Below are 12,403 nucleotides of genomic sequence, written 5' to 3' on the forward strand. Positions count from 1 at the left end.
AACCAGTTTCGTCCGTTGTGACATTTTGTTTGCAACTTGATCAAACTTTAGCGACATCTGCAGGCTATATTGGACTACAGCGTAACATCAATCCTGAACATGCGGGTTGATGAAAAATGCGAGTTCAGGATTTTCAGGGAGGAATGCACGTTGCTAAGCAGTATTAAACTGATGAGGAGATCCGTCAGAGAGTATGAGGAAGAGACAAAGATTAAAAAACGAGCTTTTTCCGTAAACAGCCAGTTGAATGAAAATCAAGTAAATGAAAAGACGGTTGCTAATAAATTGGATGAAAAAGCAGTAGATACAGCAGGTATATCCAATTCAACCTACGACGGTACACACACCGATATTCCTTCTCGAAGCTCTGTAGAAGAGTCGAAGAGAAGGCGGGGCACCGGGCGTCTTGTTGCACTTGATGCAGTACGAGGATTGGCGGTGCTGGGAATGTACTTGCAGCACTTCGGATCGAACCCAAACGTTTCTGCGCTCGTTTCCGGAACGACCACCCTCTTATTTGTGTTGTGCGGCGGGATTTCTTATTCGATCATGGGACAGCGTATGATGGATCGGGGAGCAGAGGTGACCGCTTTTCGTGCACGCATGCTGGCCCGTGCAGTATTTGTTGATATTATTGGTTATTTGCTAATTATGTTGAACACTTCATATGGCATCATTTTGCCTGCCTATGCAGCTATGTTTGTGTTGGCCCTCATGTTATTTCGCCGTTCGCCCCGCACAATTGTTACAACAGCAGCAGTGTTGCTCGTCACAACCCCGCCGCTAATGATTCTTGGATTAAGCATTTTCTCGAAAGCTTATCTTCTTAGTGATATTGCGGGAGGTCCGATGTCTGCTCTCGCCTTGATGCCTGCATTTGTTGCCGGCATGGCGATTGGCCGCTTTGACCTCACCAAATTACGCACAGCCCTCTCACTCGCAGGCAGCGGTATCGTGATGCTTGTTATTGGCAAGGCACTGGCCGCTTTTGTACTTCCGAATTGGAGAGTTCACTTTGAACAATGGCTGATAAGTGTGCAAGGGGTTGCTCCTATGCAACCACCAGATGAATACGCCATTTGGCCGCTTAATACGGAATTACCGATGTGGCATATGCTTTTGCAGTCGGCTCCGCACACCGCTTCGACATTCCAGACGATGATAGGATTAGGCATTTCATTCCTGGTATTGGGCGTTGCGTGCCTCGTATCGAAAAAGGCTCCCACTGTATTAATGCCTTTCGCAGGAGTCGGCCGTGTGTCTCTGACCATGTATGCCATTCAATTTGTAGTGGTATGGGTTCTCGATCTAACAAAGATTGGGCACAGTCTGGACGAAGTCCCGTATGGCGACGTAATGATCGCAGTTGCAACACTGTTGCTGGGATTGTTGTTTGCTAAGCTTCCTGTTGGTCCGCTTGAAGGATTGATGCGCCGCTTTGACCGATTGTTCAGCTCTCCCCAACCAGGCTCACAAAAGTAAAGTAGATAGCCTTCTTGCTATTTATTGTCATAGAAAACGCCGGGTTATAATTAAAACAGACTGATCAAAAAAGATACCAGATAAGAGCTATAAGATGATTATTGAACAAAATTGAAAAATAGAAACTAATAATGAAAATAATGGAAAATATTAATAGTTAATTTCTCCGAATGGGTGGGTTCGATTGTGAACCTACCCATTTTCCATTGAACACAGTTATGGTTCTTTCTGTAAACAAAATCACTAATTTGTCCGATACATACATAAGGATGATTTACTGTTAAATATACCCTTGAAAATTATGATTTCACATATCATTAAAATTAGACTTCGGTTTAAGATAACCAACTACTTGATACGTGCAGCCTATGTAAATGTGACGACTAGAAAGGAGATAGAGCGTGAATCGTGAAGAGGTTTTTCGACATTTTAAAAATGAGATCTATGAACCCCTAAAACATCGAATGTTATTCGCATTGGAAGTCTATTTCCAAAATCATAAGCATGCCTTGGCTAAGGCATTTCGCAATTCACTGGAGCAGATATTTGAGAAAGCCAAGTTGATGCAGCAAGAAGGTAATAAACACGCCTTGGGATATATATCTTATTCCATGCTTCGTACCGAATTAGCAAACGGAAGGGCGACCTATTTAGTGGAGGCGATGGATAAAAGATGGTTTATGGATCTCCATACTTGTCGAGATACCTATAATGCAGATTGGGCATTTCGCTATTTGGACGAGTGGGAGATGGAATTAAGTAAGCAGGCCAAGAAATACGGCGGAAGAATCGGATTAGATGATATTCAGAGGATGAAATTGCACGTGGCAGTATATGTTCATCAATATATCATTGCCTTGGCGCGTTTTAGTATCACAGAAGAATGGTTCGATGATATTCAGTTTGCTCATGAAATACAGTTGGAAGATGTATTCGAACTGAGAGTCGGAGAATATTTAGATCGAAGTGAAGTCATTTATAAACGAGATGTGCGTGTCAAAGATTCCATTGTGATTAAAGACTGGCTAGAGGAAAAAAAGCCCTACGACTACATACATGAAGTTTTCCGCAAGATCGACGGGTCTCAAGGAAATTATGAGGGAATACGTCTACAATATGCCGATTTGAATGAAAGTTCCTTTATAAATAGTGATTTTACGGGAGGCAATTTGATTGGTTCCTGTTGGTATAAAGCATATTTACAAGAGGCTGATTTTAGCGGTTGTTTGATTCAAGAAGCTCGTTTTGAAAAAGCCGACTTAAGAGGAGCGACTTTTCGAGATGCAGTAGCTGTACCTGGAATATACCAGTCTGAACGATGGGAAAGACCTGGTTTTCAACCCGTAAGTTTTGCAGGAGCAGATCTTACAGGAGCCAAATTTCAGGGCGCTTACTTACAGAATGCAGATTTCACCGGGGCTATATTGCAGGGGGCCGACTTCATCGGTGCAGCTATAGAGGGTGCCTGTTTCAAAGGAGCGGTGCTGGATGGAACTCGATTTAGTTTAGGGATGCATCCAGTTGCCTAGGATCTAACTTCATTTGGATGAAACCATGTGGGACAGACGCAATGGAAGGGACGTGGCATAGTGGAGTATTTTCTTTGTCAACATGATGATCGGATGTTGTATTCTGCTGTTCCCGTATGGGACGAAGAGGCCAATGCAGAGATGGTAAATATTAATAATTGGACGGAATGGCCCTCTTCTTGTGCTGCACAGTTTAAGGTCAAGGGTCACGATTACACGGTTTACCCTGATATTTTGATGGGTTCCAGGATGATGGTATCTGATTCTGTACATGAGTTGTTACAGGTCTATACGCCGAGCCTCTTCAGTCGTATGGCTTTGTTTCGGGATATGGAACGTTCTCAGCAAAAGTTGTACTGGATGATTCAGCCCCCTTTAGTGAACTGTGTAGGTGAGCTAAGTACATTTCATCCCGGAGGAACATTGATGAAGTTGGTAGTAGATCGAGAGCGCACCGAGGGAAGGCCCTTATTGCAAGTTCAAGGTTTGCGTGAAACCTGTACATTAGTAAATCTGGCATTAGCAGAAAGTCTGTTGCGGAGGGGAACGAGTGGTATCTCCTTTCAGGAAGTCGATATGCAGTAACGAAATGGGAGGAGATATTTGTGGAACATCTGGATAAGAAAATTGTTTCTTTGCTACATACGGTAACATCAGAAAATGCCGAAAATAATCCATCCTTAACTGAGGATGAAGCTTTAAGTCACGCACACGAGAAGGAGCCGTTTGGGCAAACATTACAAACATTCATGCAGCTTGCAGGGGAAAGTTTGGTTTTTGCTCAGCGGTATTTAGTGGATGAACGTATCAGTATAACAATGCCAAAGAGTTTTCGGGATATGCCAATTGATGAGCAACTATTAAAATATCCTTCTCATCATCGCCCAGATTTTATTTTCACTAATGAGGCAGGCACGATTAACTTAACCTTCAAGCATACCGAAAGCCCGTTGCAAACAGAAGAGTTGGAGGACTTTACGGATGAGATGGCTCTGGTGGTAAAACAAACCCAGAAGTTGACCGAATGGTTTGGCCATGAAGTGTTGGAGATAGGAGAGAATCGAATAGGATACTGCGAATTCATGACGCCTGTCTGGAATGCACGTATGTATAATTTATCCTTTTTCACAGTATTGGAAGGACGGGTGCTAATGTGCGCGTTTAACTGTACGGAAGAAGAAATGGTGACTTGGAAGCCCGTTGCCCGCAGTATGCTGCTAACGTTGAAAATCGAGTCTGATCGAAAGGAAAATAAACCCTTATGACATTAACTAACATTACATATGATCGGCTGCAAATTACGCCATTTGAATTGGTGAGTATTCAGGAATTGCGTATGACCAAGCGGTTGAATGAGCACACCCGGCTCTCTTTTACAGCTATTTTACCTGAAGAATTACAGGACAGTTATGTTCAATTGATCGAAGCCGATTCCCCGGTTTGTGTATCACAATTGGATGAGGCAGGAACACCAACACCGCTATTTAACGGAACGATACTTCATATGGAAGTCAAAGCTGTCCGAGATGTGTATTACCTGGAGGTCGAGGCTATATCACACACATATAAACTGGATATTCGCAAAAAAGACAGGTCCTTTCAGGATAAAAATATGAAGGTAGAGGAATTGCTGCGGGCTGTAGGTGGGGATTATCCCGGTTTTGACATTATTGATTCGGCTACAGGGGGAGCAGCTTTAGGTCGCATAGCGGTCCAATATCGTGAAACAGATTGGGAGTTCCTAAAGCGGATCGCTTCGCGTTATCATACTTCACTCACGCCTGCCTCGGTGTTTGATGTGCCGAAGTGTTATTTTGGTGTTGAGGAGACCCAGTCAGGACTTGATTTAACGAATTATCATTATACCGTCAGTAAACGAGTTGCGGATTATCGTTATTTTAACGGCAATGATACAGCACATGTAAACGAGCATGATTTTATTGATTATCTGGTTGAGGCGGAGCAAGTTTTGGAGTTAGGCAGCACCGTTACTTTTAAAGGTAAGAGCTTGTATGTGTACAAGGTAGATACTCACATGCAAAAGGGTGTGCTACAGCACGTGTATACCTTAACTTCTCACAAGGGGTTGAGGCACAAGGAAGTCTTTAACGAACAGCTTATCGGTCTGTCTTTACCAGGTAAAGTCATTCAGGTAGAGCGAGATCGTATCAAGTTACATTTGAATATAGATGCCGTTCAAGACCCTGTGAAGGCCCACTGGTTCACGTATGTTTCTCCTTATACTGCGGAAGGACATAGCGGATGGTACGTGATGCCTGAGTTGGGGGATACCGTGCTACTCTATTTCCCTGCCCATCGGGAAGAAGAAGGCATGACAAGTACATCTTTGCGCCAAAAGAATCAGAGTGTAGAGCAGAATGCGCTTGCTAATCCCGACATCAAATTATTTCGTACGGCCCACGGTAAGGAAATCAAATTAACTCCCGATGAAATTGTAATCACCAGTAAGGAGGGAGCTGTGTATATACAGTTAAATGAAAAAGATGGTATTCATATTGTAAGCGACAAACAGATTCATTTCTCAGCAGGAGGAAATATCTCCATTCATTCCGGCAGTAAAGTGAAAATTACGGCAGGGGATGAAATTCAAATGATGAGCAAAGGCAGCACCGTATCGCTGGGCGGAATGACAAATGTTCTGGGCAGTGAAGTGAAGACGAACTAAGAAAGGAATGAAAGGGGGAATAGAAGAATGGCAAATAAGTCTCATTCCGATAAGGAACCTATTCAAGCTGGACGGGGAAGTAAACAAGGATATGTTGTTGCTGGGGCGATCTTAAGCTGTAGCTTTGGTACGCAACCGACACGTCTCAAACGTTCGTTCAGTCACGGAGTATATGTAAAAGAGAAAGCGCAAATGAACGTTGGAGATTACTTGCCAGGAACCAATATCAGCAATTTCGGTCGTTGCTCCTGTCCAGCTAATCCAGCGGTCAAAAGCAGTGACATGGTGGATATCTACGGGGTGAAAAAAGCGAACTGTGTTCCGGTCATCACCGGACCCTGGATCGGCGGCAAAAGTGATGTGCTTGTGGAGGGAGAACCAGCCTTGCTGGATCAATGCTCGAATGCGTGCCTATACGGGGGAATGATTCGGATTACAGACGATGGCCAGACGCTGGAGTAAGGAGGTACAAGTTGAATCACACACAAAAGTTGTTAACGTATACGGAGTTGGAATGTACAGGTCCATATCCTCTTCAAACGATAAGCGAACTGCGTATTGAACGAAAATTAAATGACCATGCCCGGTTAAAGATCAGTGGATGGTTAGATGAAGAGCAGAGAGATCATTACATAGAACAGGATCAGGATAACGAACCGATCATTATCCGTACCAAAACAGAGAATGGTCAGCCTGAACGCATTTTGTTCCATGGTTTACTGGCCCATGCAGAAACACGGATGGTGCGTGGCATCTATTATGTGGAGCTTGAAGCCGTTTCTCATACGATTCAGTTGGATATCACACCTGCAACGCGGTCTTATCAGGATACCTTAATGCCCTACGGAAATTTGATCAAGCAAATCATTCAGAAGTACAATCAGGCCGATGTTATTGATAACATAACAGATAGTACTATCTTGCATGAATTTACTTTACAATATCGAGAGACGGATTGGGCCTTTCTCAAACGGATGGCTTCCCGGCTTGGTACGGTGTTGATCCCAGAGATCTCATTGAATGGACCTAAATTCTGGTTTGGTATGCCTGAGGGGCAACACGTTGAGATGAAGCATCCGGTTTACCGTACTCGACGTAGCTTTGATCCGAAAAGGACAGCGGAATTCAGCTACATGATGGAGAGTGAAACGCTTGCCCGGCCCGGAGACCTCACGAATTGGAATGGTGAGCAATGGATGGTGGCAGAAGTCACTTCTGAATTGCGAAAAGGATTGCTGCTACACGAATATGAACTGGTTCGCGAACAGGGAGTTCAGCAAACAGAGATTTTGTGCCCTCACCTCACAGGAGCTTCACTCGAAGGACGTGTAATAGAAGCCAAATCAGGCCGAATCCGTGTTCATCTTACAGTGGATGAAAAACAAGATCGGGATAAGGCGTGGTGGTTTCCATATGCCAGCAGTTATACCGCCGAAGGACATAGCGGGTGGTACGTCATGCCGGAACGAGGAGATACAGTATCTGTCCGCTTCCCTACAGAGCAGGAGGCGGATGGATATGCGGCAAGTTCCATACGACAAGGGCGAAGCTCGTCACCCAAGCTCACTGATCCAGCTACCAAGTATTGGGGGACTCCTTATGGCAAGGACATCAAGCTGAGTACCAGTGAATTGAAGGTGACGGCTAAATCGGAACAGGTTCACATTTCAATGAATGGTTCAGGAATTCAGGTCGTCAGTGAACATGAATTGTCATTGTCGGCAGGCAAGACGCTCTCCTTGCATGCGGACGGGGAGCTGAATATTCAAGCTGCCGAGGCTATTTATTTCAAAGCGGGCAGCAGTAGCTTGGTGTTGGATGGAGAAACGGATATACGGTCTGCTAAAGTACAGCTGGAAGGCACGGTTAAAAGACCGGTTTTTGTAGCTGATTTAGCACCGATTTGGGAACCCCCACTAATGTCTATGAAAGCTTATGCGGAGGCGCAGGCGGCGAAAAGTGCAGCAAACAGCAGTACAGGGGGAAGCTCCAATTCAAGCGTTACATCGAAAGATAGGGGAGCCGTTAAGTTAGCCGTAAACACTCCGAATTCACCGAAGGCTAGTCTACTCGATGGCGTATTGGGACTAGCCCAGAAAGTATGTGATGTGGCTGCGTCTATTCCTGTATTGGGTGCCATACCGAAAGCAGCAAGTCAAAAAATAGCTTCGATTCGTTCCGAAGTGGCTTCCTCTGGACCGTCATCCATAGTTAAATATGCGGCAGCAGGATTGTCCATGATTGCCAGCGTACCTTCCCATGGTTGGGGAGTGGTGTTGGGGAAGACGGCCAAGGTTGCTGCTCAAACCTTACATGCACACGCGGAGGAACAGAGGGCCCGTGAACGGCATGCGACGATGGATTTTCTTGGTAAGGTATGGACGAGTGCCAGAGGGTATGGAGAAGTACAATCCATACATGACTTCATCAACTATGTAAAGGGAGTCAATCAAGCTTCCGTCCAAGCCTATAGCGAAGTACCTTCTGATATACGGGAACGCTGGTATCAAAGAAATGTGGATCAACAGTTTGAAAAGGCGCTGGATGCTTATTATAATAATCAGGATCTCTCCACAGACATAGTCGCATTAATGGAACATCAACGGCAGACAGACAATCATTTTCGGTATAGTGACAGAGCTTTGATGAGTTCCAAGTATCGGGATGATATGAAAGGGTACACGACAGAACAGAAGAAATATCTAATTGATTTTCTGAATTCAATTGACGAATATAGGAAAGAGTATGGGCCGTATAGGGAAAGCCCTTTTATGAAAGACCTGGATGAGACTGAGCGGATTGTGTTTAATGAAATCAAAAACTTTGCCTATGAGAGTGTAGAGGACATGGCAGAGAGGCTCCGGAATTTCCCTAATATAGATATTCACCAAATGGTGATCGATAACATCGAAGGAAAACAAGACGTAGCAGATAAAATTGTTAAAGTCATAACGGATCCAGATGCTGCTTATGAAAAAACGATAAACAGCTCCAAACAAGAAAATGCCCGTCTGTTAGTAGAAGCAGCATTTTTATTTGCCGTTGGAAGGAAAGGAAAGAATCATTCTAAAGATGACGGTGCTTCACCAGGAGGATCACCGCATAAACAGGAGGGCCATTCTTCTAAGGGGACGGGTAATGTTCCTGAGGGTTATTATCAAGATACAAGCGGAAGATGGCACCGCCCTGACGGGGGGTATGCAAGTAACAAAGAAGTAGGTTTACCTGAACCAAGTGGCCTCACAAAACGTTTAGAGTATATGGGGGATACACCTGGAAAAAATTCTAGAACAGGTAAAGAAGTAATAGATCGAATGAAGAAAGAAGTTCCACCAAAAATTCGAACAACACGTGATGGAGATATGGAATTTATGGCAAGTGACGGAAAATGGTATCCTCTAGATCAAGCAGATATGGCTCATCTAACTGACGCTGTCTCATGGTGGAACAGTAAGGGGAGATATTATGGTGCAAAGTCCCCAGAAGTTAGGGAATGGATGCTTGACTCCGATAATTATGTGTTAGATCATTATAGTTTGAACCGATCCGCAGGTGCGAAGTTAAATGAAACCTATTTGCCACCAGATAAATAATCATTTGGAGGAACTGATATTGGAACTAGATGATCAAGTATATGAGCAAATTTTACAACTGTGTAAAGAGGGAAATGCTTTAACTGAAAAAGGACAAATTATTAAGGCTATTGAGAGCTATACAGCCGCTCTGGAATTGGTTCCGTTACCGAAGAACAACTGGGAAACAAGTACATGGATTTATACAGCGTTAGGCGACACTTATTTTCATAACAATAGTTATGAAATGGCAAGAAATAATTTTTATAATGCTTTAAACTGTCCAGATGGGATTTCAAATCCATTTATTTTACTGAGACTTGGAGAGAGTTTGTTCGAGTGTGGGGAGCTTGATAAAGCTAAGGACTACCTATTAAGAACTTACATGTTAGAAGGATATAAAATTTTTTTTAGTGAAGATGATAAGTATTTTGAATTGATTAAAGATATGATTTGAGGAGGATAAATATGGCTACTTTGCAATCACCTATCAAAGAAAAGTTTGAAAGTCTTGTGAATAAAAGTGATGAACAATTTAATAATGGTAATCATGAAGATTCTATTTTGTTGTTAGAAGAGGCTTGGAATTTAATACCCGACCCAAAGGGTATATATTGTGAAGAAAGCTATCATCTGGTAAAGGATGTCGTTGCTACTTGTTTAATTATAAATGATCTTAAGAAAGCAAAGGTGTGGGCAGATAAAATATTTTTAACTGGATTTGATCGCATAGATTCGGGTGATAAGGAATTTATTTCTGGAAAAGTTGCTTTCGAACTAGGTGATTTAGAAACAGCGAAAGAATTTTTCATCATCGCCAATAGGAAATCAGAAGGTAGATGTTTTGGAAGTCCAAAGAATACTAAATATCTCAAATTTTTTAAAAGTTAAAGATTTAATTGCTTTGTGTAAATTCATGAAAAACACTATTAACAACTCCACAACACGGGCTATTCGCCCGTGTTGTGGTTTCTTTATATCCGCCGCTATATGCTGAACAATACAAACATACAGGCGGCGGCTTCTCAAAAAGACCCCACCCACTGCCAAGTAAGTCATCTATTCATTCAAGAACACATAAAACATATAACCAATGTAATACTTGTATAAAGATTTCTCCATTATGTTTGTACGCACATCAAAATGCTTTAATTTTATAACCTAAATAACGCTATTCCGTTTACATTGAACAAGTTGATTATGGTCAGATAATACCATAATTCACCTGTCTTTTTGTTACCTTCGTTTTCTCGCGGTTTTACCAAAATTCATCGCAACCGTACAATACGCCGCCCCGATATGGAAGATGAGAAGGTAACAACGCGCATCATTTAGGATAAATCGTGCGACAATGAAAGTAGAGGCGGCTAAAACGAATACATTTTTGATTTTGTCAGCAACAGAACGGTACAATTATCGCAATTGTTACTCCGAAGAAGGAAATCTGGTGACGACCAGTTTACATAAAGAGTAGGTCATGTGGTAAGGCTAGCCGCTAACTCCCACCTTTCTATAAACGAGCGGAAAATCCATCAAAAGTTTTGCCTGTGGGGGAACGCATGAATGACGTACAAATTTCAATAGACAAATTTGCTATTGAATATCGTGGAGTGGCAGTGAACTTCTACAATCAACTAGCCCTGTCCTTTCGGGATTGGTTTGATATTAAGCTCGTTATTCGCCATTAAGAGTATGTTTACCACTGGAATTAGGTATGGACGAGGCTCACCTGTACTTGTGTTATCGACCGTGGTGGCAAAAGAAATCAAGAAGGTACACACTTCAAATCGAAAACAATCCTGATTGTTTGGTGAAGTTATGCACTTTGCTTGATGTACTATACGGGCATTCTTAAGAGGTTTATTTCAATCGATAACAGTTGGCATATGATTTTCCGCAAGCTCGGGGTGACGAAAGTGCTAGAGCGCGTTTAGAGGCATTAAACGATCATGTTCTTGATAATAGGCGCAATGGGCAGAATTACAAAGGGTGGAATTATGTATATATACAAGATGAATATGGAAACAAAGGTGTAATGCGAACTATTTATAGGCAAACTCCCAAAGGAATTGAGTGGCATGTAGTACAATGGCGCAGGGTTTTATATGGTTAAATTTTTTTTATTTCCATTAACTTGATATAAAGTCGTGTAAAAAGTTAAATTAAGTAACACTAACAATAGAAGGGGAGAAAGTCTGGTGGACGAGAAAGTTAAATATATTAATGAGCTGTTCAAATATCTAACACAAAATAATGATACAAAAGAATATCAAACGTTTTTTGCTCTATTAGAAAATATAAAATATAATCCTAGCTTGCTAGAGTATTATGGAAAAGAATTTGTTGAACATATGATAGGCCTTCTCCCACATATAGAAGATAAGTATGATCAAGCTTTACTAATAGAAACGATCATTGAATGTTTGGATATTTACACATTTAGTGAAAACTACCTCATGGAAACTTTTGATAAATATATGTTATGTATAGCTGCAAAAGCTGTTAATGTGAAAGGGATGTCAGCTTGTTTAATAGGATTTATTCAAGCGGGGATTAGTGAAAAAGAAATAATTAAGAAGTTGGAGGAGAATTTAGAGAAAGAACACTTAATAAGTGTTCTCTCAAGAATGTACATCAATTATCTTGCTAATTCTGTAGAAGCCAAATCTTACTTAATGAAGGGAGTACAAGAGGCCTATTATATAAGCCAGCGTTCTGGAATCGTCGCTCAATTTTTATTATTAGTGCATCCACACGTTCGGAAATATGCGGGAATAAGTCAGATCACTTTCTTATATGATTCATACAGAGGTGTGTATGAGGATTGCTGGCCAAGAGGGTTACTTCCTAATATGAAAGACACGCTTATTAAGTCAAAGGTGTTGTCATCAAAGGAAGTAAGTATTTTAGAAGAGTTGGATAGGTTAATCAACATGCAAGGAGAAGAATTAGATTCGATGGAAGTCAGAAAATTGTATGAAGATTTTTTCGAAGGTAAAAATCCACTTGAAGTAATCTTTACTTTGCCAATGTAGAAAATTATGTAAAATAATTTTACCTAACCACTTGATGATATGTTCCTGGGGTTAAGCGGACTTAGGATACCTTATTTAGAAGATGCTGGTTTTGTAGTA

At 41.9% G+C, this 12,403-nt stretch carries 11 protein-coding genes; all 11 read left to right on the forward strand.

The window, feature by feature from the left end; all coding sequences use genetic code 11:
• Window positions 1-150 precede the first annotated feature (150 nt).
• The 11 genes from ACYCSE_RS12180 to ACYCSE_RS12230 all read left to right on the forward strand — a co-directional run bounded on the left by ACYCSE_RS12180 (window position 151) and on the right by ACYCSE_RS12230 (window position 12,304).
• Window positions 151-1,482 carry a DUF418 domain-containing protein gene (locus ACYCSE_RS12180; RefSeq protein ID WP_459702367.1) on the forward strand — a complete coding sequence of 444 codons (1,332 nt, stop codon included), beginning with the start codon at window positions 151-153 and terminating at the stop codon, window positions 1,480-1,482.
• Window positions 1,483-1,883: 401 nt separating this feature from the next.
• Window positions 1,884-3,011 (forward strand): pentapeptide repeat-containing protein, encoded by a 1,128-nt coding sequence (locus tag ACYCSE_RS12185; protein ID WP_459702368.1) that lies wholly within the window; start codon window positions 1,884-1,886, stop codon window positions 3,009-3,011.
• A gap of 27 nt (window positions 3,012-3,038) precedes the next feature.
• On the forward strand, window positions 3,039-3,596 hold the full coding sequence (locus tag ACYCSE_RS12190) for a hypothetical protein (RefSeq protein WP_459702369.1): 558 nt from the start codon (window positions 3,039-3,041) through the stop codon (window positions 3,594-3,596).
• Window positions 3,597-3,616: 20 nt separating this feature from the next.
• Window positions 3,617-4,276 carry a hypothetical protein gene (locus ACYCSE_RS12195; protein WP_459702370.1) on the forward strand — a complete coding sequence of 220 codons (660 nt, stop codon included), beginning with the start codon at window positions 3,617-3,619 and terminating at the stop codon, window positions 4,274-4,276.
• Window positions 4,273-5,697 carry a phage baseplate assembly protein V gene (locus ACYCSE_RS12200; RefSeq protein WP_459702371.1) on the forward strand — a complete coding sequence of 475 codons (1,425 nt, stop codon included), beginning with the start codon at window positions 4,273-4,275 and terminating at the stop codon, window positions 5,695-5,697. Before ACYCSE_RS12195 ends, ACYCSE_RS12200 begins: the two co-directional genes overlap by 4 nt.
• Window positions 5,698-5,724: 27 nt before the next feature.
• Window positions 5,725-6,159 carry a DUF4280 domain-containing protein gene (locus tag ACYCSE_RS12205; RefSeq protein WP_459702372.1) on the forward strand — a complete coding sequence of 145 codons (435 nt, stop codon included), beginning with the start codon at window positions 5,725-5,727 and terminating at the stop codon, window positions 6,157-6,159.
• An 11-nt stretch (window positions 6,160-6,170) separates the two neighbouring features.
• Window positions 6,171-9,290, forward strand: coding sequence for a contractile injection system protein, VgrG/Pvc8 family (locus ACYCSE_RS12210; protein WP_459702373.1), 3,120 nt, complete (start codon window positions 6,171-6,173; stop codon window positions 9,288-9,290).
• A 19-nt stretch (window positions 9,291-9,309) separates the two neighbouring features.
• Window positions 9,310-9,726, forward strand: a complete 417-nt coding sequence (locus ACYCSE_RS12215; RefSeq protein WP_322161578.1) for a hypothetical protein — start codon at window positions 9,310-9,312, stop codon at window positions 9,724-9,726.
• Between the two features lie 11 nt (window positions 9,727-9,737).
• A complete protein-coding gene (locus ACYCSE_RS12220; RefSeq protein ID WP_322161576.1) occupies window positions 9,738-10,160 on the forward strand; it encodes a hypothetical protein in 423 nt (140 codons plus the stop codon).
• 668 nt (window positions 10,161-10,828) lie between these two features.
• Window positions 10,829-10,957 (forward strand): hypothetical protein, encoded by a 129-nt coding sequence (locus tag ACYCSE_RS12225; RefSeq protein WP_322161575.1) that lies wholly within the window; start codon window positions 10,829-10,831, stop codon window positions 10,955-10,957.
• Window positions 10,958-11,467: 510 nt separating this feature from the next.
• Window positions 11,468-12,304 carry a hypothetical protein gene (locus tag ACYCSE_RS12230; RefSeq protein WP_459702374.1) on the forward strand — a complete coding sequence of 279 codons (837 nt, stop codon included), beginning with the start codon at window positions 11,468-11,470 and terminating at the stop codon, window positions 12,302-12,304.
• Window positions 12,305-12,403 lie beyond the last annotated feature (99 nt).

The organism is Paenibacillus sp. SEL1, from assembly GCF_054602535.1.

Excerpts from the sequence above, each read along its gene's own strand:
- ACYCSE_RS12220 (WP_322161576.1), top strand. The coding sequence starts at position 9,738 with ATGGCTACTTTGCAATCACCTATCAAAGAAAAGTTTGAAAGTCTTGTG.
- ACYCSE_RS12225 (WP_322161575.1), top strand. The coding sequence starts at position 10,829 with ATGAATGACGTACAAATTTCAATAGACAAATTTGCTATTGAATATCGT.
- ACYCSE_RS12200 (WP_459702371.1), top strand. The coding sequence starts at position 4,273 with ATGACATTAACTAACATTACATATGATCGGCTGCAAATTACGCCATTT.
- ACYCSE_RS12205 (WP_459702372.1), top strand. The coding sequence starts at position 5,725 with ATGGCAAATAAGTCTCATTCCGATAAGGAACCTATTCAAGCTGGACGG.